21 protein-coding genes and 1 riboswitch are annotated in these 24,438 nt (G+C 36.0%); of the genes, 12 read left to right on the plus strand and 9 right to left on the minus strand.

The window, feature by feature from the left end:
- Positions 1–4: 4 nt before the first annotated feature.
- From EO244_RS06310 to EO244_RS06325, 4 genes are all read right to left on the minus strand, one after another.
- The gene (locus tag EO244_RS06310; protein WP_129253807.1) at positions 5–1,228 is read right to left on the minus strand and encodes a hypothetical protein; all 1,224 of its coding nucleotides are present in this window, start codon (positions 1,226–1,228) and stop codon (positions 5–7) included.
- A 42-nt stretch (positions 1,229–1,270) separates the two neighbouring features.
- Positions 1,271–1,966: a response regulator transcription factor gene (locus tag EO244_RS06315; RefSeq protein WP_129253808.1), complete on the minus strand. Its 696-nt coding sequence runs from the start codon at positions 1,964–1,966 to the stop codon at positions 1,271–1,273.
- Positions 1,966–2,739: a sensor histidine kinase gene (locus EO244_RS06320; protein ID WP_129253809.1), complete on the minus strand. Its 774-nt coding sequence runs from the start codon at positions 2,737–2,739 to the stop codon at positions 1,966–1,968. Before EO244_RS06320 ends, EO244_RS06315 begins: the two co-directional genes overlap by 1 nt.
- Positions 2,740–3,406: 667 nt before the next feature.
- Entirely contained in the window at positions 3,407–4,192 is a 786-nt protein-coding gene (locus EO244_RS06325; RefSeq protein ID WP_129253810.1) for a hypothetical protein, read from the minus strand.
- 587 nt (positions 4,193–4,779) lie between these two features.
- Between EO244_RS06325 and EO244_RS06330 the strand changes: the two genes are divergently transcribed.
- From EO244_RS06330 to EO244_RS17095, 9 genes are all read left to right on the plus strand, one after another.
- Positions 4,780–5,148 carry an HYC_CC_PP family protein gene (locus EO244_RS06330; RefSeq protein ID WP_129253811.1) on the plus strand — a complete coding sequence of 123 codons (369 nt, stop codon included), beginning with the start codon at positions 4,780–4,782 and terminating at the stop codon, positions 5,146–5,148.
- Between the two features lie 86 nt (positions 5,149–5,234).
- Positions 5,235–9,029 (plus strand): efflux RND transporter permease subunit, encoded by a 3,795-nt coding sequence (locus tag EO244_RS06335; protein WP_129253812.1) that lies wholly within the window; start codon positions 5,235–5,237, stop codon positions 9,027–9,029.
- A gap of 15 nt (positions 9,030–9,044) precedes the next feature.
- Complete coding sequence (locus EO244_RS06340) at positions 9,045–10,292, plus strand: TolC family protein (protein ID WP_129253813.1); 1,248 nt, start codon at positions 9,045–9,047, stop codon at positions 10,290–10,292.
- Positions 10,293–10,348: 56 nt separating this feature from the next.
- Positions 10,349–12,208 (plus strand): efflux RND transporter periplasmic adaptor subunit, encoded by a 1,860-nt coding sequence (locus tag EO244_RS06345; protein ID WP_129253814.1) that lies wholly within the window; start codon positions 10,349–10,351, stop codon positions 12,206–12,208.
- Between the two features lie 39 nt (positions 12,209–12,247).
- On the plus strand, positions 12,248–12,751 hold the full coding sequence (locus tag EO244_RS06350; protein WP_129253815.1) for a hypothetical protein: 504 nt from the start codon (positions 12,248–12,250) through the stop codon (positions 12,749–12,751).
- Between the two features lie 189 nt (positions 12,752–12,940).
- Entirely contained in the window at positions 12,941–13,372 is a 432-nt protein-coding gene (locus tag EO244_RS06355; protein WP_129253816.1) for a heavy-metal-associated domain-containing protein, read from the plus strand.
- Between the two features lie 132 nt (positions 13,373–13,504).
- Positions 13,505–14,038, plus strand: coding sequence for a hypothetical protein (locus EO244_RS06360; protein ID WP_129253817.1), 534 nt, complete (start codon positions 13,505–13,507; stop codon positions 14,036–14,038).
- A 72-nt stretch (positions 14,039–14,110) separates the two neighbouring features.
- A complete protein-coding gene (locus tag EO244_RS17090; RefSeq protein WP_241687950.1) occupies positions 14,111–14,845 on the plus strand; it encodes a hypothetical protein in 735 nt (244 codons plus the stop codon).
- The gene (locus EO244_RS17095) at positions 14,833–15,087 is read left to right on the plus strand and encodes a heavy-metal-associated domain-containing protein (protein ID WP_394343724.1); all 255 of its coding nucleotides are present in this window, start codon (positions 14,833–14,835) and stop codon (positions 15,085–15,087) included. Before EO244_RS17090 ends, EO244_RS17095 begins: the two co-directional genes overlap by 13 nt.
- Positions 15,088–15,139: 52 nt before the next feature.
- Here EO244_RS17095 and EO244_RS06370 read toward each other — a convergent pair whose 3' ends face one another.
- Complete coding sequence (locus tag EO244_RS06370; protein WP_129253818.1) at positions 15,140–15,544, minus strand: hypothetical protein; 405 nt, start codon at positions 15,542–15,544, stop codon at positions 15,140–15,142.
- A 211-nt stretch (positions 15,545–15,755) separates the two neighbouring features.
- A riboswitch (Fluoride riboswitch) is annotated at positions 15,756–15,818 on the plus strand.
- A 24-nt stretch (positions 15,819–15,842) separates the two neighbouring features.
- On the opposite strand from EO244_RS06370, the gene EO244_RS06375 reads away from it, so the two are divergent.
- Positions 15,843–17,138 carry a voltage-gated chloride channel family protein gene (locus tag EO244_RS06375; RefSeq protein WP_129253819.1) on the plus strand — a complete coding sequence of 432 codons (1,296 nt, stop codon included), beginning with the start codon at positions 15,843–15,845 and terminating at the stop codon, positions 17,136–17,138.
- A gap of 84 nt (positions 17,139–17,222) precedes the next feature.
- Here the strand turns inward: EO244_RS06375 and EO244_RS06380 are convergent, their stop codons facing one another.
- The 4 genes from EO244_RS06380 to EO244_RS06395 form a co-directional block, all read right to left on the minus strand.
- Complete coding sequence (locus EO244_RS06380; RefSeq protein ID WP_129253820.1) at positions 17,223–18,383, minus strand: ATP-grasp domain-containing protein; 1,161 nt, start codon at positions 18,381–18,383, stop codon at positions 17,223–17,225.
- A 168-nt stretch (positions 18,384–18,551) separates the two neighbouring features.
- The gene (locus tag EO244_RS06385; protein WP_129253821.1) at positions 18,552–19,130 is read right to left on the minus strand and encodes an acetate uptake transporter; all 579 of its coding nucleotides are present in this window, start codon (positions 19,128–19,130) and stop codon (positions 18,552–18,554) included.
- A gap of 585 nt (positions 19,131–19,715) precedes the next feature.
- Positions 19,716–20,159, minus strand: a complete 444-nt coding sequence (locus EO244_RS06390) for an STAS/SEC14 domain-containing protein (RefSeq protein WP_129253822.1) — start codon at positions 20,157–20,159, stop codon at positions 19,716–19,718.
- A gap of 193 nt (positions 20,160–20,352) precedes the next feature.
- Positions 20,353–21,573, minus strand: a complete 1,221-nt coding sequence (locus EO244_RS06395) for a 6-phosphofructokinase (RefSeq protein WP_129253823.1) — start codon at positions 21,571–21,573, stop codon at positions 20,353–20,355.
- 296 nt (positions 21,574–21,869) lie between these two features.
- On the opposite strand from EO244_RS06395, the gene EO244_RS06400 reads away from it, so the two are divergent.
- Positions 21,870–23,201, plus strand: coding sequence for a TolC family protein (locus EO244_RS06400; protein WP_129253824.1), 1,332 nt, complete (start codon positions 21,870–21,872; stop codon positions 23,199–23,201).
- Positions 23,202–23,240: 39 nt separating this feature from the next.
- The gene (locus EO244_RS06405; protein ID WP_129253825.1) at positions 23,241–24,326 is read left to right on the plus strand and encodes an efflux RND transporter periplasmic adaptor subunit; all 1,086 of its coding nucleotides are present in this window, start codon (positions 23,241–23,243) and stop codon (positions 24,324–24,326) included.
- Positions 24,327–24,438 lie beyond the last annotated feature (112 nt).

Consider the following 24,438-nt stretch of genomic DNA (forward strand, 5'->3'; position numbering starts at 1 on the left):
AACTTTAGAAAACCAATTCCTTGTTTTTATAGGCTTCGGCCATCTTAATTAGATGCTGACGAAAGGGAGCCAGTTCTGTTTGTTTTGATTGAATAAAAGAGAACCGAAAAGGGGCATGTCTTTCGGCAGTTTGAATGAATTGATCGCTAAAATCATCTTGATTTTGAAAAACTGAAGCCAAAATAAGAAAACCAAAACTGCGCTGAATCAAGCCTTGAAAAGAAAGTTCGTTAGGATACCAATTTTTAATATCCTGATAGAAGGATTTACCTAAATAATACGTTTTACAAAGCAATTGATCCAGTTTAGTATGGGGTAGATTTTTGGAAAAATGAGTCATGATACCTTCATTGTAATCATCCCTGGCATCTTGCAGGTCATCGAGTATTTGAAGATAAGCTCCATATTCGTAAAGAAAATGATATTGTTTTTCGTCCAGATTTCCCAAAACCAGATACCCATCTGCAATAACTGAAGTTGCTCCTTTTTCTATTGCTATCTGAAAGCTTTCTTCATCAGAAAGTTTTGATTTGGGATTGACTAATTTTAGGCTGGTGGTTTGAGCATGATGTATGGCCAGTAAACTTTCATAAACTTCGGGGTAGGTCTGTCTCTCAAATTCGCTTTCTATCATACTTACCAGATCAAAAATCCGACTTTCAATTTGCGATTCAGCTGCAACTTGTTCGCCGGCTAATCGAAGCGCAAAGCGAGAACAAAAATCGAGTTTCTCATTTTTATTAATGTTGGCACTATCAATTAAATTATCGGTGTATGGATATAGCAAGCTATAAGCCATCAGTGAGGGAGTAGTTTTGATTTCTTTGCCAAAGAATGATTGCAAGCCAAGCATGATCCAAAGGTTGCGAAGAGCCTGAAAAATATCCTCGAAGCTCAATTCGGAATCAAAAGTCCAGGCTTTTCGGATAAAATCTTTGGTCGCGTCCAGCATGTCTTCAGAAAAGATGAGTTGCATCTGGTCTTTACTGTAGGCTAAATTTTCTTCGAAGAAGCTTTTTGAACGGTCTAGAATTTTTGTTTTATCGGGTTTTTCAGTTCTGAATTCTTTTTTGATGAGACGAAGAAAATGATTGAATTTGATTTCCCAAATTCGTTTTTCGAGGTAGTTGAATTGTCTTTTCGATTCGGGAAATTGATCCGGACATTCGTTCCATTTAGCTATAAATTGAGATTGGAGGCTTTTGCGAAAAGCAGATTGAATTATCATATCGATTATATCATTTCAAGTTTGAGCACTAAAGAGGACTATTTATGGATTTGTTTGAGGTGAGATTTCGCATTCATCCAAATCGATTAATTTAAATTTAGCTGCGTATATGATCAGCCCAACTAGATTTTTAACGCCGGTTTTTAGATATAGATTTTTACGATGTCCTTCAACTGTTCGCTTACTGATAAACATTTGTTCAGCAATTTCGCCCGTTGTTAATTGTTTGCATAAGAGTTTCAGAACAACAAGCTCACGTTCAGATAATTGTTCTTCAATTGTAATATTGGGTGCTTGGAGGTTATGAGAGAGTTGGTTACGAAGGATATCAATTTGTTCGGAACTTAAATAAAATCCTTTTTTATGGACTTCATCAATAACCTGCACGAGTCTATCGGGAGAAATTTCTTTGGGTAAAAATGCTGCAACTCCCGTTTTAACCATATAACCCAAATTGGAATCTTTATAATGTGATGTGAGACTGATAATCTTTATGTCAGGAAAGTTGTTTCGAATGAACTCCATGGTTTCAATTCCATTTACGCGTTTCATTTTTAGGTCGAGTAATACGATATCGGGGATTGTCTTGGTATCCTTTAGATAATCAATAAACTCTGATCCATCATTTGAAATGGAAATAACTTTAAAGCGATCAATGGCACCTAAGAATTTACTTAGCAGTTGATTCACGAGGCTTTCATCATCAACTAAAGAGATTTTTATTTTGAAGCTACTCATTAGGCTTTTAAGTTTGATTTGTGTGTAAGAATTAAGAATGAACTTCCTTTACCAATTTTTGATTTGGGCTGAGCAAAGGCTTTTAAGTATTCTGAACGAAGCATGATATTTTTTAAGCCTAAACCTTTGTTTTTAGTTTCTGTATTGTATCCTATCCCATTATCGGTAAAGTAAAGGGCAAAATAGGCTGAACCAAAATGTATATGAATCGTAATGCAGTCGGCTTGGGCGTGTTTGAATATATTGTTGAGAATTTCCTGAGAAATACGACTCAATTGCAGTTTGCTGTTTTTACCAATGTTTTCGTATTCAACACCAGAGAGGCTTAGTTGAATATTTACCTCAACGGGTTTGGAATAAGTGAATTCTTCTATAATTTCAATTAAGCTCGACTCTTCAATTAAGGGTGGACAGAGATCATGTGAAATATGACGGGTTAATTTTATACTATCCTCAATTTTGCTTTGAATTTCTTGAGTTGACCAGGCTTCATCACTATAAAACAGGTATTTGATGGAGTTTAATTTTCCAATCAGGGAATCATGTAAATCAGCAGCAATGCGTTCTCTTTCGTATTCTTGTATGGTAATACTGTCGCGGATTAGGTTTGTTTGATATTCGAGTTTGAGTTTATTTGCTTTTTCTTTCTCCGAATGAATGCGTAAAAGATAAATTCGAATGATATAAATGATGGAAATACTTAAGAATAGGAAAAAAATCAAAACGATTGATAACCAAAGAGCGACAGTTTGTGAGTTGTTCCAACTTTCCATATCAGTAATGAAATTGACAAATAATAAAGTGCTGTTAAAAATGAATAGAAAATCCAAAAATAAATAGTTATTGTTGTATCTCCATTAATAAGAAAGTTGATAAATATAAATAGAATTAAGGACAGTACATAATAGATAAAGAAAAGACTGTTTAATGCAACTTTTGAGACTCCATTGGGAGACTTCCCTTTGGCTAAATTTAAAAAGAATTTTAAGCTGTAAATAATGATGACAAAGTTGACCAGAACTTTCCCATAGGCATGAAATGAATAGATTTGCTCGTGGAAAATACTTCGGTAACCTTCGATACATAGAAATAGTTGGATCAGTATAGCAATACCTATACTGATCCAGTTTATTTTGTTGTAGAAATACTTAAAAAACAAACAAGTCATGATGAAAAATTCAAAATTATAATAGAGTGGAATAACAAAGAGATTATTCTTTTGTTCGAGGATGTTAATATAAATATAGGAAAATGCCTCTGTGCTTATCCCCAAGAGGATAAATAAGAAGAAAAACTTTAATTCAGATCCTAGTTTTCTGTAAAATCTTAAGCTTAAAATAAAACTGCACACCAAAAGAATTAAACTAAGTTTATTACAAATCTGCCATATTATTTGAATTGTACTCATGCTTTATTTGAAAATGAATTGTTTTTTTAGAATTATTGGATATTACTGGTTTCTAAACTTTTTTCCGGAAAGATAATAGAGAAACTATCAGAATTTCCAAGATAAGGTGGACAAATTTGCGTTAAATCCTCAACGGGGCTTTCATTGTGAGCCAATGCCAGACGTAAATCTGATGTTCGAGTGTTTAATCCCCAGAAACACAGGTCTAACTGATAAGGTGATTTTTTATAAACGATATCATCTTCATTTTTTGTTTCCGATTCATCTTGATGTTTGAGTCCCATAACTGCTAGAATATCTGCATTTTCATCATGATGAAGTATATTCTCCAAATCAGAAAAAGGAGTCGAGAAAACACGGGCAATTCCGACTTGCATATCTCTAACGCTTTCGATTTGATCTTTTACCCAGCTTCCTTTCATCAATTGCCAGAACAAATTGCGTGAAAGTGCTTCCTTAACTGTAATATTTCCATCAATAGTTTTGTCAATGAAATTTGGAGTGAAAATATCGAGATTATTATCAAACTCACGAATAATAATTTTATCCAGTTCAAAGCTTTCTAATTCTGACAGTGGTTTTCGATCGGTTTCACTATCGATTAAAATAAAATACAATTTTTGATTTTCTACTCCGATATATGAATGGATATTTTTGGGTTTGATTGGGGCATTAGCCCACATTTTCACCTCGCTTGATGAGATTGGGAAATAGGAGCCTGAACTTAAAAGTCTAAGAGCTTTTTTATTATTCCAACGAATCTGATTCCATTGATTAACCATGTTTGTTATTCTGATTTTTTTTTCTTCTGATGCCATTATTTTTTGATTTTAGATGTGAAAAAGGATTGAAATAAAAGTACATAATATATTATAAAGTATTTATCTAAGTTTTATTTATAATCATAAATTTAAATTCATATTGATTATTAGAATATGGGGTTCAATTCAATTCTTATTTGTCTTTTATAAATTAGTGTTGAATCGATTGTTTCTAGATACAATTGATTGATATCTTTTACTTTTTCGAAATAGATCGAAAGCTTTTTCATTCTTCTTATTGATACAATGAAGTGTAGTTGTTTTAGTATGGATGAGCTTATCTAATCTTGTAAGAGTGTCGTTTTTCTTTGCCATGTTGCTTGATAATATAACTTATTTATAGAGTTTCGATTTGATCATATAAATATAAAGAGGCCCAATGAGACAAATAAGAGGATTTTTACGTGTTTTACTAAAACACGTAAAAATACGTAGCTCACGGGTCCTTATATTAGAACCATATGACAGAAGGGAAGGTCCGTTAATTTAATTAGTAAACATCCCCTGAGAGCTTTATAATTAACATCTCATTAACTTGTCTTTAGATTATAATCGTTTATATTTGTTGATAGAATCTAAATAGAATGTTGAAAAAGATCAGTCATATTATTTTAGCCCTGCTCATATTGGTGACCACCATGGGGATGACTGTATCTGCACATTATTGTGGTGGAAAGTTGAAATCTGTTCAGGTATTAACGACATCTGATTCATGTTGTGGGGTAGCTTGTGATTCGTGTCACAATGAGATTATACAGGTGAAGATTAAGGATGACTTTTCAATTAGTAGTTTTACGGTTGATTTTACTTCCTTCCCAACAGTACTTCCTGCATTGATTCAACTGTTTCAGGATTCCATCTATACCGATGAAGTGGAACAAATAGCTTATTGTAAGCCACCTCCATTAAAAATTCAAAGGATTCTTTCTGATTTACAGGTTTATCGTTTATGATTTAACACAATAAATTCATACAAGGGTTGAGAAATGTCTCAGCTTTTGCTTAAATTAATGTGTTTAAAAATTATAAAAAGATAATTATGCTCAATAAAGCTATCCGTTTTTTTCTTGAGAATAAACTGGTTACATTTTTGGTGCTTACTATTTTCATTTCATGGGGGATTATTAATTCTCCTTTTGGGTGGGATACTGGTTTTCTACCAAAAGATCCTGTGCCTGTTGATGCCATTCCTGATATTGGAGAAAATCAACAAATTGTATATACCGAGTGGCCAGGCCGTTCGCCTCAGGATATCGAAGATCAAATCTCTTACCCCTTGACAACGTCATTGTTGGGGATTCCTGGTGTTAAAACAATCAGAAGTAACTCTATTTTTGGATTATCCAGTATATACATCATTTTCGATGAGGAGGTCGAATTCTATTGGAGTCGAACACGAATTTTAGAGAAATTAAATTCACTTCAATCAGGTACTTTGCCTGATGATGTCGCTCCAGCTTTAGGACCTGATGCTACGGCTTTAGGTCAAATATACTGGTATACCCTCGAGGGGCGGGATAAGGATGGTAATCCTGCTGGTGGTTGGGATCCTCACGAGCTGAGAAGTTTGCAAGACTTCCATGTTCGGTATGCTTTAACAGCTGCTGAAGGTGTTGCGGAAGTCGCTTCTATTGGTGGTTTTGTAAAGGAATATCAGATTGATATTGATCCGCATGCCATGCGAGCACATGGGGTAAATGTATCTCAAATTATGGCAGCTGTAAAAAACAGCAACCTGGATATTGGGGCGCGTACCCTGGAATTTAATCGGGTTGAATATTTGATTAGGGCTTTGGGCTATATTAAAAACCTCGAAGATCTTGAGAAATCGGTTGTTACAGTGCGTGATAATGTGCCCATTCGATTGAAAGATGTGGCTAAAATTAACTTTGGACCAGCCACTCGTCGTGGAGGTCTCGATAAGGGAGGATCTGAAGCTGTAGGAGGTGTTGTTGTAGCTCGGTACGGTGCAAATCCATTGGAGGCCATTGATAATTTAAAAGCAAAAATAGCTGAGATTACACCTGGTTTACCTTCAAAAACACTAGCTGATGGTACGGTTTCTAAAGTAACGATAGTCCCTTTTTATGATCGAACAGGTCTGATTAAAGAAACGCTTGGTACGCTTGAAGAAGCGATATCACTCGAACTCCTTATCAGTATTCTGGTTGTGATCGTTTTGGTAATGAATCTTCGAGCTTCCTTTCTGATCTCCTCTTTATTACCTATTGGGGTTCTAATCACCTTTATCACCATGCGTCAATTTGGTGTGGATGCCAATATTGTAGCCCTTTCGGGGATTGCTATTGCCATTGGTGTTATGGTTGATGTGGGGATTGTCTTCACCGAAAATATAATTCGGCATATCGATTTGCCCGAAAACTTAGGAGCCAAGGGAAAGCGCTTGCTGAATGTAGTGTACGAAGGAACTGTTGAGGTTGCAGGTGCTGTGATTACGGCGCTTACTACTACCATTGTCAGTTTTTTACCGGTATTTGCCATGGAGGCTGCTGAAGGGAAACTCTTCAGACCCCTTGCATTTACCAAGACTTTTACCATGCTTGCAGCTCTGTTGATTGGATTGATTATTATTCCAACTTTGGCTCACTTAATTTTCTCAATTCGATTCGATAAAAATAAGTTTAAGAAAATCTGGAGTATCTTTTTGATTGCGTCAGGTCTGCTTATTTCAATTTTTTCGGGTTACTATATTGCTATTGTGATTTCGGCTTATGGATTAAACAGTTTAATGGCTGATAGATGGGATGAAAGCAAGAAGTTTCTGGTAAATGTTATCAATGTTGCCATCACAATTGTAGTCATTGTATTCTTCCTGACAAAGGCGTGGATGCCTATGGGAGCACAATACAGCATGTTTGCAAATTTCATGTTTGTTATTTTGATCGTGGCTTTAATTCTAGGATTGATGTCAAGTTTTGTGTACTTCTATTCAAGAATTCTAAGCTGGTGTTTAAACAACAAATGGAAGTTTTTAAGCCTGCCAATTTTGATTGTTTTATTTGGGATTACCAGCTGGCAGGGCTTCGATAAGCTATTTAGTTTTGCACCCAATTTTGTAAAAGAAACAGCTCTTTATCAGAACCTGGATGAAAAATTACCAGGTATTGGAAAAGAATTTATGCCTTCTTTGGATGAGGGTTCTTTCTTACTGATGCCTACAACCATGCCTCACTCGGGTATAGCAGAAAACCTTGAGGTGATTCGTATCCTCGATAAAAAACTGAATAACATCCCAGAAGTAGAGTCGGTAGTTGGAAAGTGGGGGCGTGTGAATTCAGCACTGGATCCGGCACCAACCTCTATGTATGAGAATGTAATTAATTACAAATCAGAATACATTTTGAATGAGGATGGGCACAAAATGCGTTTTAAGGTAAACCGTGATGAAGCCTTTATTTTAAAGGATGGTTCTGTTTATAATCCGAAAGAAGATGGGTTTCGTTTGATACCCCAGGAAGATTTGATTATAGATAAGAATGGTGAATATTTTCGTCAGTGGCGAGATGAGATTAAATCGCCTGATGATATTTGGGATGAAATCATCAAGCAATCAAGTATTCCAGGTTTGACTTCAGCACCTAAGTTGCAGCCTATTCAAACCCGATTGGTAATGCTACAGACAGGTATGCGAGCGCCAATGGGAATAAAGGTTTTTGGGCCTGACTTGGAAAGCATTGAAAAGGTTGGCTTTGAATTGGAAAAACAGCTAAAGCAAGTGGAAGGTGTGAATGGAATGTCTGTTTTTGCCGATCGAGTTGTAGGTAAGCCTTATCTGGAAATGGAAATTAATCGTGATGCTATTGCTCGCTACGGTTTATCCATAAAAAATCTTCAAGCGGTTATCAGTTCAGCCATTGGCGGTATGAAGTTGACTTCTACAGTTGAAGGGCGTGAACGTTTTCCTGTAAGGTTGAGATATGCCCGTGAATACCGAGATAATCCGGAAGCTTTAAAGAAAATTTTGATTCCCACACCAACAGGTGTTCAGATTCCTTTGGGTGATTTAGTAATATTTCATTATGTACGTGGACCTCAAATGATCAAGTCTGAGAATACTTTCCTTGTAGGTTATGTGATTTTCGACAAAAAAGAAGGATTTGCTGAGATCGATGTGGTTGAGAATGCACAGGAATATCTGAATGAAAAACTTGAATCAGGTGAATTTGTTTTGCCAGCTGGTGTTTCGTATGTGTTTACGGGTAATTATGAGAACCAGATAAGAGCGACCAAACGTTTAATGATTGTGGTACCTGTATCACTAATGATTATTTTCTTGATTCTTTATTTTCAATTCCGGTCTGTTGTATCAACATCTCTGATTTTTACAGGTATTCTTGTTGCCCTATCAGGAGGATTTATCATGCTTTGGCTATATGGTCAGACATGGTTCTTAGATTTTTCTTTGGCAGGTATGAATTTTAGGGACTTATTCCAAGTACAGACCATAAATCTGAGTGTCGCCGTTTGGGTCGGTTTTATCGCTCTTTTTGGTGTGGCAACTGACGATGGGGTCTTGATCAGTACTTATATCAAGCAATTGCAGGATAAAAAACCAGCTAAATCAGTAAAGGAGGTTCGGGAATTGATTATCGAAGCTGGCTCAAAAAGAGTACGTCCAGCTATTATGACGACCGCTACTACCATCATTGCACTTTTACCTGTACTTACTTCAACAGGAAAAGGATCTGATATCATGATTCCGATGGCGATCCCTTTATTTGGAGGTATGACCATTGAGATATTAACCATGTTGGTGGTTCCTGTACTTTATAGCATGTGGCAGGAAAGGCGAGTAAAAAAATCAGGTTTCTAATTAAATGGCGAGAAAATGAATACACAAAAATATTATATATCGATCTGTTTCTTTCTGGTTCTATTGATCGCGATTCCTATCACAGGATTTGGACAAAGCGAACTTGGGAACTATTTGGAAGAGGCTGCAGAAAATAATCCCGGACTTAAAGCGAAGTTCAACGATTATTTGGCAGCATTGGAACGTGCTCCTCAGGTAAAGGCATTACCTGATCCACAAGTAGCTTTTGCTTACTTCATAAAGCCCATTGAGACAAGAATGGGACCACAGGAATTTAAATTTTCGGTTTCTCAAATGTTTCCCTGGTTTGGAACATTAAAGGCAAAAGAAAATAGTGCCATTCAGGCTGCTAAGGGGAAATATGAGGCTTTTGAAGAAGCAAAAGCTAAGCTCTTTCATGAGGTTCGCAGTAATTATTACAATCTCTATTTTAATAAGAAAGCCATAGCCATCAGTATGGAGAATATTGATATTCTTCAGTCTTTCAAAAAAATGGCTGAGATTAAATTAGAGGCAGGCTTGGTATCTGCCCTGGATGGTTATCGCATCGAGATTGAAATGGGCGATCTGGAAAATCAATTGGCTTTGCTAAAGGATAAGCAGTTTGTACTTGAAGTGATGTTTAATAATCTATTAAATACCGAAAGCAAAAGTGAAATTTTGATTCCTGATGATTTGTGGCAGACAGATTTAACATTAAGCAAGGAAGCTTTACTGGATTCAATTCAAAGGAATAATCATCAGCTTTTAAGTTTAAACTTTCAGCAACAAGCTTTAGCTTTTAGGAAAGAAGTGGCTAAAAAAGCTGGAAATCCCAATATCAATATTGGTCTTGATTATATCGTAACAGGTAAGGGGGATATGAATTTGGCTGGAACCGATGCTTTTGTTTTTCCAAAAATAGGTTTAACCATTCCTCTTTATCGAAATAAGTATAAAGCGATGATTAAAGAAGTGGTTTATCTGGAGACAGCCAAAGCCCTTGAAAAGGATGATAAAAGTAATATTCTTGAGAGTCTCTTTGAGAAGGGCTGGAAAGATTATCGTGATGGTGATCGTCGCATTTATCTGTTTCGCTCGCAACTCGAATTGGCACAAAAAGCTTTGCATTTATTGGAAACCAATTATGCAAGCGGGAATAAGAATTTCGAGGAGGTCTTAAGAATGGAACGCAAACTCTTGAAATATAATTTAGAATTAGAAAAAGCTAAAGCAGATAAGCAAGCAGCTATTTCATTTATCTCCTATCTAATGGGTAACTAATTCCGAACCCTGAGCGGAGTCGAAGGGTGGTAATAGATTAATAAAAATATAATACGATGAAAAGTATAATCGAGAATATTAAAGAGAATTACAAATTAGCTATTGGGGTTCTATTACTAGGCTTGTTTCTAGGATGGTTAATTTCAAACAGCTCTGATAATGTAAATACATCAGAAAAAGGGATTGAGAATCATGAAGGTCATAAGCATGAGAGTGCAGATCCTCAAACATGGACCTGTTCCATGCACCCGCAAATTAAGCAGGATAAGCCAGGTTTGTGTCCAATTTGTGCTATGGATCTTATTCCATTAAAAAGTATGCAGTCGGGTGGTGATGATGTTGATCCCAATGAAATCGTGATGTCGGAATCAGCAGCCAAGTTGGCTGATGTGCAGACTCAAATAGTGAAAAAGGGGAAGCCGGTTATGACGATTAATTTGCAAGGGAAAGTTCAGGTGGACGAGCGTCGTATATCGGAATTGACCTCTCGTTTTGGTGGTCGGATTGAAAAGCTCTTTGTTAATTTTACCGGGCAAAATGTAAGAAAAGGAGAGAAATTAGCCAGCATTTATTCCCCGGCTTTGTTAAGTGCCCAGCGCGAATTGCTTGAAGCTATTTCATTTAAAGAAACGCGTCCAGGTTTGTATTTGGCTGCAAAGGGGAAATTGAAACTTTGGGATTTGACGGAGGATCAAATTGCAGCTATTGAAGAAAAAGGAGAACCTCAGTCATATTTTAATGTTCTTTCGCCTATAACGGGAACAGTCAGTATGCGTCATGTGGCACTTGGTGATTATGTGAAAGAGGGGATGCCTTTGTTTAAAGTGGTTGATCTTTCGAAAGTTTGGGTGATGTTTGATGCCTACGAAAGGGATTTGCCATGGATTAAACTGGGGGATGAAGTTAATTATAATCTTCAGGCAATACCCGGTAAAATATATTCTGCAAAGGTGAGTTATATCGATCCTTTTATCAGTAATAAGACCCGTGTAGCAAAAGTTCGTCTCGAAGTTTCGAATAAGGATCAGATGTTGAAACCTGAAATGTTTGCCCAAGGGATTTTACAATCCGAGATTGCTGAAAATAAAACTGAAATCATGGTGCCAAAATCGGCTGTACTTTGGACAGGTAAACGATCGGTGGTTTATGTGAAAGTACCCGATCGCAAATCGCCTTCATTCCTTTATCGTGAAGTGGTTTTAGGCCCGGAGGCCGGAGCCTTTTATGTAATTAAGGACGGTTTAAAAGAAGGCGAAGAAATTGCAACCAATGGCGTATTTAAAATTGATGCTGCGGCTCAACTGATTGGCTTACGAAGTATGATGAACCCTGATGGTGGGTCTGCCCCCACAGGTCACAATCATGGAGGAGATACTAAGACGTTGATGCCAGGTATGGATGAGGCTAAGTTTTTTGTAAATGGTGCTTGTGAAATGTGTAAAGAGACTATTGAAACGGCTGCTTTGGCAGTGAAAGGTGTTGCTCATGTTCTATGGGATAAGGAAGCCAAAGCACTAACCATGCATTATGATGCTAAACAAGTGAATCCTGAAAAAGTGCAAAAAGCAATTACTGAAAAGGGCTACGATGCTGGTGATTTTCGTGCAGATGATAAGATATATGCTGAGTTACCTGAATGTTGTCAATATTCCAGAATGGAAAAAGTTTCAGTTTGGGTTAATGGGAATTGTGATATGTGTAAAGCTACTATAGAAAAAGCTGCATTATCGATTGATGGTGTTCTTCGTGCCAATTGGAATAGTGATACCCATATGTTGAATTTAGATTTGGGTTCAAATAATGTTGATGCTGTTGAAAAAGCCATTGCAGCAAAAGGATATGATACAAAAAATCATAAGGCAGCTGATAGTGTTTATAAGGCCTTGCCAGAATGTTGTCAGTACGATAGAAAATAGATTGAATTAATAGAAATATGTTTTTTAAAAAGCAAAATTATGAAAATAATAATGATCAGTTTGATTGCCGCAAGTTTGTTATTTGTTGGATGCGAAAAAAGCAATGATTATGAGAATAATATTGATGGAACTTATGTTGGAACCCTCTCTTCCATTGATGTTTTGAAATCACTTTCAACACTATCACCAATTGAGGCTTTTGCCAATGTAAAATTAATTGGCGATCAAATTGAGGTACACTGCTATGGTGGTGAATTAGATACTACATTTATGCTTGATTTTTATCAACATAACGATAGTGTGTTTGTTTGCCATACTGGTGAAGAATTTGAAAATCTATATGGACATATGAAAGGGGATGGCCATATGTCAGGAGGAATGATGGGTGATATGTATCATGGAGAAACTGAATGGATGCACCACTTGAACGATGAGCATAACGAAGGTGATGAGCATTTTGGTGGTTTTGATCTGGAGCATCAATCTTTTAGTTATTCATTCACTATGGAAGCTGGAGAAGTCATCTTTCAAGGAACAAAGTAAGTTGTTCGACTTAAATAAGTGTAATTGACAGAGCGATTGTTTTAGGTGGAGCTGTTTAAAATCATGTAGTTATGGACTGTGTGAGTTAGTCATTACCTTTTTTGTGGGTGAGTAAAGAAAGTTATTTTAATAATCTAGTGTGTTATTCCGATCCTGAACATTATTGGGACGGCTTTAAATTTAAAAAAGATGAGAACAAAAATTCTAAGTTTAGGCGTATTATTCCTAATGGGAACAATGAGCTTGTTGGCTCAAAGCAAAACCGAAAAATTCAAGGTTTATGGTAATTGTAGCATGTGTGAAAAAACGATTGAAAAAGCAGCTCAATCAGTAGAAGGTGTGACTGCCGCAGATTGGAATAAGGAAACAAAAATGATGGAAGTTTCTTTTGATAAAGCGAAAACCAATGTGCATAAAGTACATATGGCAATCGCTAAAGTAGGGTACGATACCGAGATGCATAAGGCAAACGATGAGGCTTATAAAAAATTGCCTGCTTGTTGTAAATACGAAAGAGCCAAATCGGTAGAGAATGAACATAAAAGTCACAAGGGACATGATCATTCAAATTGTACAGATTCTCAAAAGAAATCTAAAAGCAGTTCTTGCTGCAAAAAGTAATGATTTATTAAGCTAACGAGTAGTGGGTGACAGTGTCATAATCTGTTTGCCCACTATAAACCAACCTAACTTTCATGCTCATCACCAATATCTAGATCTAAAAAAAATAGTATTCATGTAAATAAGAGAGTTATGAAAACACTTTTTTTAACATTATCGATAATGATATTCTTGACTGCAAGTTTATTCTCACAGTTAAAATATGAAGGAAAGCTTGATGCTAAGTATAAAAGTATTAAGCTTGATGACGGAAATTTAAAGTTTGTGAAGTACAATAAGAAGGAGCAAGAGGTTCTGATCTTCAACTCAGATTATTCACTATGGCGAACTATAGATCTGCCTCTGCCCAAACAGCATCTTCTCGATGAGATCAAGTACATTTCTCAGCGTACTTTTAACAATGATGATTCTGTTGAGTTGGTTTATTCATGTCTTGTGTATAGTTTGTATGATGACTATGAAGATCCTGAGAATGAGAGTGTGAAAATCGAATTTACATTAAATATCATAAACGAATCGGGAGAGATAATTCTAAAGGTTCCTGACAGTAATGATATGGAAATTATCGACTTTAATGGTACAAAGAAATTGCTAATTTATAAGCATCCCAGTAAACATTTTGAAGAAAATGGAGAAACACTTATTTATACTTTGCCTGCTGATTGATCTTCAATAATTATCTGTTATAAGAAATACATTGCGTCTTAATATCGATATTTTTTTTTAAAATGAATGAAAATGAAATACACAACAATGTATTACTATAGAAAAATCCATCGATATTTTGGTGTTGTTATTGGAATCCAATTTCTATTTTGGACTTTAGGAGGATTGTTTTTTGCATGGAGTGATATGGATCAAATTCATGGAGATAATAATCGCAAGCCTATTAGTTTAATTAGTGATTTGAAGGATTGGCAATCACCGTCTGATGTTTTTGAGGAACTATCAAAGGCTTCAAAAATCGATTCAGTTATTTCTGTAAAAACAATTAATTTTCTGAACCATCCATACTATCAATTGCGTTATTTTGAAGGTTCTCAAAAGAAATTCGCTTTAGTCAACGCTAAGACTGGTGGAATTAAAGGTTTCGTTAATAAGAATGAAGCAATCGATCTTGCCAAAGAGGCATTCACCCCTGAATCTGCGATTGAAAAAGTAGAATACCTCGAAAAAGGTTCTCTTAGTAAGCATCATGAATATCGTGGTGGACCATTACCTGCCTACGCGATAAGTTTTTCAAATGATCCAGAAACTGTTGTTTACATTAGTGCAGAATATGGTCAACTTGTTACGATTCGTAATTCTAATTGGCGAATTTTCGATTATTTATGGATGATGCACACCATGGATTATCAGACTAGAGATAACATTAGCAATCTTTTATTGAAGGTGTTTTCAATATTGGGTCTTGTGACAATAATCAGTGGTTTCATCATTTATTTTAAATCGATGAGGAGATTAAGTTTTTAGGTAATTGCGGTGCTTGTGAACTTAGAATTGAAAAAGCAGCTCAATCTGTTGATGGTGTGACGAGTGTTGACTGGGATAAGAAAACGAAGATGATTGTCGTTACATTTGATGAGAAAAAAACGGATTTGCATAAGATACATATGGCCATAGCGAAAGCAGGTCACGATACCGATATGCATAAGGCAACAGATGAGGTTTATGAAAAACTTCATGGCTGTTGTCAATACGAAAGAGCCAAATAAAGGATTGTTTTTGTGAAATTCAGTAGGGATAGAGCTTGGTTCTATCCCTTTTTTAATCGATGGAATTCTCTAAAAACCATTCCGGATCAGCATATCGTTTGCAATGTTCACCATATGATAATATTTTTTTATTATCCACATGATAGGTTACTTTTTCGCCATAAATTTTTGAAAAAATGACTGTCGACTCATGTCCGTTAGGGTCTATATATTGTACTTGAGCAAAATTTTCATGCTTTTCTGTCTCTAAATTGGAATGACAAATGGAACAAGATATCGTAAGCTCTTCACCGATATCAATTTTAAAATCTTTATTCTTAAAGCTGGTATAATTTCCTATTTCTGGATGAAGCAACAGCAGTCCACTTTCATCGTTAGAATTCTTAGCAGAGAAAATGATATAATCCTTTACATTTAATAATCCTCTGCAATGCGGACATAAATAATTTGTTCCCATAGCGGTAGTTTTTAAGTGAATATTATAAACCTTCGAAATTGAGTCTGTTATACTTGAAACTCGCCTTAGTTCAAGTTAAGAAATATCAATATCAAAATAAAACGCTTGAGTTGAAATTTAAGTCTCACAGGCGTTTTGTGAAAATAAGCTGGGTTTATTCTGGATTTTTATTGTGAGATTTTTGATCTTAAAAAAAAGTCATAAATTTGCGAGCTCTAAAGGAAATGGGGTTTTCCTACTTAACTGCCTTCTGGCTGATGACTCCTGCGAAAATAGTATCCAAATTCACAGGATTGTTATGCAAAAAAATCTATACAGCTCATATTCACGTGTTCGTAAATTTATTCTGACCCGGCAACCGGCTCTTTTATCCATATTGGAGTGGTTACTTTTATCTATAGTAATCGCTATTTGTGTCGGTTCGGCTTGTGCATTTTTCTTAATTAGTTTGGAATATGCCACTGATTATCGAAATGCGCATGAATGGCTTATTTACCTGTTGCCCTTTGCCGGAATTCTGCTGGGCTATGTCTTTTTTCGATGGGGGAAAGAGATTGCACCGGGAAACAATCTGGTGATTAGTAATATCCACAAACCCAAGAAGATTCTTCCTTTTCGTTTGGCACCTTTTATTTTGGGAGGGACTGTTTTTACACATCTTTTTGGTGGGTCAGCAGGACGAGAGGGAACTGCCATACAGATGAGTGCTGCAATATCGGATCAACTGACCCGGGTATTCAAACTCAGTAAATACAATCGACAAGTGATTCTGATTTCGGGAATGAGCGCAGGTTTTGGTGCAGTTTTCGGAACACCACTGGCCGGGGCAATCTTTGGTTTAGAAGTTTATCATATGGGAAAAATCAAGTACAATGCTATTTTCCCGGCCTTTGCTTCATCGTTTATGGCTGATTATGTCACTCGTTTATACGGCGTCTCTCATTCTCACTATATTCTGGGTTTTGTGCCGCACATCGATTTGCAAGGCTTACTGATTACAATATTGGCAGGAATCTGTTTTGGTTTGGCTTCATTGGGCTTTATAAAGCTGACATCCTCATACAGTAAGCTCAGTAGTAAATACATTAAAAGAGCCTATATGCGACCATTTTTTGGAGGTCTTTTGATTTTATTGATCGCCGGACTTTTAGGCACTACAAAATATCTGGGTTTGGGTTTACCTACAATTGCTGAATCATTTACTGTTCAGCAAGCGCCTTACGTTTTCTTTTTTAAACTGCTGCTGACTGCTATTACGCTTGGAGCAGGATTTAAGGGAGGAGAGGTGACGCCTTTGTTTTTTATCGGCGCAGCCTTGGGAAGTGCCTTATCCCTATTTTTACCTTTACCAGTAGGCCTTTTAGCGGCTATGGGCTTTGTGGCTGTTTTCTCAGGCGCATCCAATACGCCACTGGCATCGAGCATTATGGCGATTGAGCTTTTTGGAATAGCCTGCAGCCCTTATGTTGCTATTGCTTGTATTGTAGCGTACTTGATTTCGGGACATCACGGTATTTATAGTTCTCAGGTTATTGGTGAAACTAAAATTGCCACTAAAATTAGGGAAACCGGGCGGACACTGGGCGAAGTGTAATCGAATTTTTACATTTTACGATGTAAAGAAAAGAGATGCTGCATATAAGAGCATCTCTTTTTTTATATCCGAGTTAATCCTTCACTAAGGACAAACATATTCTTTAAGATCTGAAACAAGAATATCCTCAATTTCAATGAATTGATCTTGCTTGCATTTGGTGTAGAGTATGCCAAAGATATTGTAGGTTTTGTAATCGGTTTTTCTCAGTTCTAAAGGATTTGAAAATTTGGTCAGCAGTTTTTCGTAATCGAAATGAGAAATGTCTGTCGATGGAATACCTGTGGAATTATCAAGAATGATTAGGCTATATATTTCATCATCCATTTCATCTAATAGTTGTGTCCAATCCGGAGGCGTGTTATTCAGATATGAATAATAGGGATTTAAGCCGGTTGCAGCATGAGTCAGATCGGCCGTGGTGCACCAGCCTCCAAATCGCATTGGATTGACTTCAATGGGAATTAATTTGCCTTTATCATCCACACGCACCTCGATATGTACCGGGAAGTTCCTAATGTCAGCACGTCGGCCCAAAGCTTCAACAAATTGGGTAAACTGAGGTAAATAGGATTGGATCAGTTTCTTTGAGGTGTAATAAACACGATCGCTAACATCTTTTTCAGAAGCAAATAAGTGTTTTGATATCCCAAGGATAACAGCCTCACCATTTTCATCAAAGTAGGCATCAAAAGCAAATTCGTCACCATCAATTACTTCTTCAATTATAAACGAAGAGGCATTTACGACCTCAATGGGAAACAATTTTTTCGCATTTGTAAATTCATCCTGGATATCTTGTTTAACCTTGAGCCATTCTTCTTTATTAACGACTTTATGTACGCCTAAACTTAAGAAGCCAATTGCGGGCTTAATAATGAAGGGCATAGGAAGTTCTTCTAAATTAATCTGATCAAGATCCTTTAGTGCCACTTCTTTGAAGAAGAAATCAGGATAAATGCTTTTAATTAATTTTCGAAATTCGAACTTGTTTTTGAACAGGTTGATGTACTCCGGAAGCTTTGTAAAACCAAGATTGTTGATCACCCAATTGATTGAGTTTTCCGAATTTGTGTACAGTCGGCTATCTGGCTTGTTTTTGAAGTTTTGAATGATTTGTTCCGAATTGATCAAAGAGATCTCGCCATCTTCTATAATATCTCCCGTATCAATGGCCGGAAGCTTATACTTCGTAATTGTGTTTTTAAGAAATTGGGATACGTAGGGTTTATCTAGTAGTATCATGGGTGTTGTCTGTTTGTTTTAAAAGTTTTTTGAATTTCTGCTAAAGCTACAAAATTTGTTTATGGTATTTTTCAAACAAAAAAGCCAATTAAAAATCCCTCACCAAATAAATGATGAGGGATTAACTTAAACAGGCTCGTGGAAGCCAAGCCTGAAAAGATCTTTATATTATTTTAACGGAAGAAGTTGACGTCCGTATACAGCTTCAAGAAGTTGAGCAATTGCCATATAAACAGCAGTTGAACCACAAATAACCCCTTCGATACCCGCAATTGTGTGAATCATATGGCTACCTGTAAAGTTTGCAATTGCCAATAGAGCAAATAATAAAACAACAGTTGCAAAAAGGAAAGCCATTACTTTACCCAATTTTAATGTTGCAACAAAGAATCCTAAAGAAAGAATCCCCCAAACAGTCAGGTAATATCCCATTGCAATTGGAGAAGGAGCAGTGCCCAATCCCATTTTAGGAAGCATCATTAAAAATACCAGTGTTAGCCAGAAGATACCATAAGATGTAAAGGCCATGGTTCCAAAGATGTTGTTCTTTTTCCATTCCATAGTTCCGACAATCACTTGTACGATACCTCCCATAAAGATACCCATTGCAAGAATCATGGTATCCATACCGAATAGACCTGCATTATGCAAGTTTAATAAGATGGTTGTTAAACCAAAACCGCAAAGTCCTAATGGTCCTGGATTTGCTGTGTTGTCTTTTTGAATAATGAATTGTGTGTTTTCCATATTAGATATTTGTTGTAAAAAAGCAGCCGCAAAAGTATTCTTTTTATCAAATATCACAAGGTCAAAAATTGATTATTATTCAATGCTTAAATTTGGACAAGATTAATGTAAAATAAACTAAAAGAGTCTTTGTTGAAGATGTTGTGTAATTGGCTTTTATATAAGGTTTTAATTGTTTGATTGTAGTTGATTTTCACCTTGCTTAGAGTTGTTTTAAATAGCTGGATCTGGTTTAGATTGGTGGCGGTTTATTAATGCAAAAAACCCTTACCAAATAAATGATAAGGGTTTAGCTTAGCTCACACAGGTGGAAGCCAAGTGTGAGAAAGATCTTTATATCTAATTCTTAATTAAAAGAAAGGTTTAATCAAATTTGATTTGAACTAAGAATACAGTGTATGTCTTGTTTCAAAGCGTTGGCAAAAGTATTGTTTTTATTAGATAATACAAGGCTTTTAAAGGAATTTATTGAAAATAATTTTATCTGTGATATGTGAAACCATTTCAAAATAATTTAAAGGCTTGATTCTAATATGTTTGAAATTTAAAACAGAAAATTCCTGTGCTGAATAGCGAGACAATTGATTATACGCAAAGCTCAGCATTTTCTTTTAAATGATTGAGACAAGAATTAACCTTGCGGATATCCAATGGATGTCCAAGCCAAAACATAGCAGCTTCCAGAGAATTAAATATTTTCATTGTTTGCGGTAATTTGACAGAAAACATGCTTAGAAATGTGCTAAAGACGACCTGATAGGGCTTACTTGCTAATACCGCTAATTTTCTCTTACCAGATATGTCTTTATGGGATCTGACAAATTCAATATAATCCTTGATATCTTTTACGAAGCCTTTAAAAGTGATTTGTCTGATATCCAAAAGCAGGTCAAAATTGGGAGAATAATCCTGATTTGAAGATTCTTTTAAATTGAAATTCTTCATTTTTTCCAGAGTCATAATCCCTTCATGATACTCAATAATAAATTTTTCATCAAAAAAAATCTGATAGCTACTTAGGAATTGCATAGGCTGGATTTTAAATAGAACGATTAGTTATAGTAAATTACAAAAAATTAACTATAATAAAAATATGAGTCATGAGTTATTATTGTTTTGAATGTGTGGGTTTTTATAATTAATGAGGCATTAAGAGAAAAGAAAAAATCCATCTCGAATCAACGAAATGGATTTTAAGAAATATATTTGATCAGGAACTGACTTATTCCCAATTCAGGATCTTTTTGAATAGATAGTTTTCTGCATCAGGTAAATAAGCTTTGGCAGCTTCTAAATCTTCCTCACAAAGGTAATGCAGGTTATTATTCATAACTGTTTGAACCTTCTCGCTGTTGATATCAACTAATCGAGGTTTAACTTTTCCGTTTTCGTCTTCAACATCTTTAAGGAACAGAGGAGAAGCATCACCTTTAGGATCAACTGTGATCATACATTTGGATTTACCTGCTTTAAATAAATTATAAACGCCATTTCCAAGCATGGTGCAAAGATCCAAATCGTAAGCAACAGGTGGGCAACAACGTAATCCAAATCCCAATTCAACCGGACGTGTTCCAATGTTTAGTTTATATGATTTAATTTTTCGCTGAATAAACATATTGAACACATGTGATTTACTCACGTTGAATAATTCAGGATGTCCATGGGCATCGTAGGTGAAATTAATACCTGTACTTTCAATTTCTTCCTGATCCATAAAATGGAAAACCCCTTCACTAATAATGGCTGCACCATAATTCAGTCCCAGAATACGTCGTTTGATAATGGAAGAAATAACCAAGTTAGCTATTTTCTCAGCTGAAATTTCAGTTTTATTAAACATCTCAGGAATGATAATCATAGGGAAATGACAAGATGTCCCGATTCCGAAGGCTAAGTGTCCCGCTTCACGTCCCATGGCAGATAAAACAAACCAGTTTTGTGAAGTGCGGGCATCTTCATATACAGTTGTGGCAATACGAACGCCTTCATTTTTTGCTGAATGAAAACCAAATGTTGGTGAACCAACTGGCAAAGGCAGATCGTTGTCGATGGTTTTTGGAACATGTATATTTGATATCGAAATCTGATTGTCTTCCAGATATTTCGCTATACGGTTGGCTGTTGAAGCTGTGTCGTCACCACCTATGGTCACCAATAGTTTGACATTATTCTTAACAAAGAAGTTGGTGTTGAAGTCAGTATCTTTGGGTTTAAAACGGCTCATTTTAAGTGAAGAACCTCCCTTACTGAAGATGCCATCTAAAAATGGGAAATCCAATTCTATGGTTTCGGGATTATCGGAGAAAAGCCCTTTATAACCTTCGTGCATACCAATAACACGGTAGCCATTTTTTAAGAATACTTTTCCAACACTACTTATTACGGTGTTAATGCCTGGAGCTGGACCTCCGCCACATAATATTACTATAGAATCTTTCATGGTTTTTAGTTGTATTTTACGACTAGCTTTCAATTTTAAGTCTTCCTGTATTATGAAATTTGTCAAACTTAGTTTGGCTTGACTCATTTCTGACAATTAGTTGGCAAAGATAAACCTATCGTATTTAATACAAAACATTATTTGTACATATCAAGCTAAAGTGTTAATTTCCTTTAATATAAAAATATGCGGGGTTAATCTATGATGTTATAAATTCTTTATATATATAGATAGTTGGATATGTGTTGAATTTTATATAGTTTTGAGCCATCAAAGAATCTAAAATCAGAATATATATGCAAAAGTTATCCTATCGATTGATAATCATTTTTGTTTTTTTTAATGCTTTTTACGGAGCAGCACAGACTAACGAGCTAGCTATTAGCCTTAAGGAGGCTTTGGTAAAAGCAGAACAAAATAATAAAGAGATTAAAAAATCAAAAGCCCGTATTGATATTGCTAAAGCAAATTATCAACAATCACATTCCCTGTTTCTTCCGGGAATTAATCTTTCGCACACAGCTATCAGAACGAATGATCCCTTAGCTAGCTTTGGTTTCAAGCTTAAACAAGAGGTGGTGACAAGTGCTGATTTTAACCCGGTCTTACTAAATGATCCAGGTTCAATGGAAAATTTCCAAACACAGGTTAAGGTTGAACAACCTTTATTAAATTTTGACGGGATTCATGAGCGTAAGGCTGCTAAATTTGGTTTTGAAGCAGTGAGTTTGCAAGCCGATAGAACCAGCGAGTATATCAAATTCGAAGTCAAGAAAGCCTACAAGCAATTGCAAGTTGCACAAGAGGCTGTAAAAGTTTTTGAAAAGGCTAAAGCGAGTGCTGATGCCAACTTAAAACAGAGTTTGGATTTTTTATCTGAGGACTTGCTGATGGAGGCAGATGTTTTATCTGCAAAAGTTCGTGCATTAGAGGTCGAAAATCAATTGAATCAAACTAAAAACCAACGCAAGGGAGCGGCAGATTATTTAGCTTTTCTACTCGGATTTGAATCTGCAGAGATTTTAGTAGCGGTTGATGCCTTTCAGGAACCTCTTTCGGGATCAACGATTCAGGATGAGAAAAACAACGAAGATCGATCAGACATTCTAGCCTATAAAAAGGGTGTAATGGCAAAAGAGCAGATGTTAAAATCAGCTCGTAATAAGTTCCTGCCACGTATTAATGCTTTTGGAGCTTATGAATGGAATGATAAGGAGTTCTTAGGGACTAAAGCTAATAATTATATGCTTGGAGCTTCTCTATCTTGGGATTTATTTAAAGGATACCAGAATGTTGGAAAGATAAAAAAAGCCAAAGCTGAACTTCAACTTCAGGAGCTTGATTTTCAGGATTACCTCGAGAAAAATAATTTGAAGTTGAAAGAAGCTAAACGTTCTTTAGTTCTGAGTATTCAAAAAATTGAAACAGGACGATTAGCAAAAGAGCAAGCTGAAGAAGCTATGAGAATCCGAACCAATCGTTTTAAACAAGGTTTGGAAAAAACGACTGATTTAATTCAGTCAGAGAGCATGTCTGCGCTTAAGAACTTAGAATATCTAAATGCAATTTTCACCTACTATACTGCGAAGTTTTATTTAGAATTTCTATTGGAGAAAGAATTAAACTAAAATCAAAATCATCAACAAGAACTATTCAAAAAAGAAGATATGAACACACGATATTATTTAAGCGTTATAATTGCTTTAGGATTTTTGGTTTCATGTAGCAGTGAGCCGGTTAAAAAGAAAACCGAAGGATTTGACCTGACAGTTGAAGTTGCAAAAGCAAAAACCATAAAACAACCCGAACTCTTAAGCTTTACAGGTAGGCTTGAGGCAGCGACTTATTCAAGGTTGAGTACCCGAATAATGGGGCAAGTCGAGAAAGTATATGTCAAATTAGGAGAGCAGGTTAAACAAGGTCAACTCCTCTTGCAGATTCGAAATACAGATATACTTGCAAAAAAGAAGCAAGCAGAAGCAAATGTTCGTGTTGCAGAAACGCTTTTGGCAGATGCCGAAAAGAATTTAGAACGCTATCAATCTTTATTCGATAAAAAATCGGCATCAAAGAAAGAGTTGGAAGGGATGCAGATCCAAAAACAGGTAGCTGAGTCGAAATTACAAGCTACAAAGGGAATGCTTGTTGAAATTGAGGAAACCTTGAAATATGCCAACGTCAGAGCGCCATATAATGGACGGGTAACCAAGCATTTTGTTAAGGCTGGTGATTTGGCTTCACCAGGGATGCCCTTAATTTCAATTGAGAAAAAAGGAGAATATGAAGTGGTTGCTCAGGTACCTGAATCCGAAATTTCGCAGTTACAGGTTGGTGACTATGTTGAAGTTGAACTCTCAGCTCAGGATAATCGTCGCATACAGGCACGCGTGTCTGAAATTAATCCATCAGCACTCGATTCCGGTAATCAGTACGAAATGAAGTTGCAGCTTGATGATTTGAAAGACACAAAATTTAAATTGTATTCGGGAATGTTTGCTAAGGTTCTTATTTGTATGGGTGAAAAAGATCGCATTCTTATTCCAAAATCAGTACTGATAGAGAGAGGGCAACTTGTTGGTGTTTATACCTTAAGTCAGAGTGGAACCGCTCTTTTACGTTGGATTCGTGTTGGAAAGACTTATGGCAGCTCAATTGAAGTGCTTTCAGGTTTAAGTTCCGGTGAGCAATATGTTGTGTCTTATGAGGGTAAGATATGGGATGGAGCTAAACTTAAGGTGAACAATACAAAATAAGGTTTTTCAAAATTCAGGACTAATTTTCTATAATATATGAAACGAGCCATAAGTAAAGCTTTCTACAGACTGAAAGAAGATTATTTGGCGACTTCCATATTGCAAGAATATG

This window comes from Ancylomarina salipaludis, from assembly GCF_004122035.1.
In the GTDB taxonomy this organism is placed as follows: domain Bacteria; phylum Bacteroidota; class Bacteroidia; order Bacteroidales; family Marinifilaceae; genus Ancylomarina; species Ancylomarina salipaludis.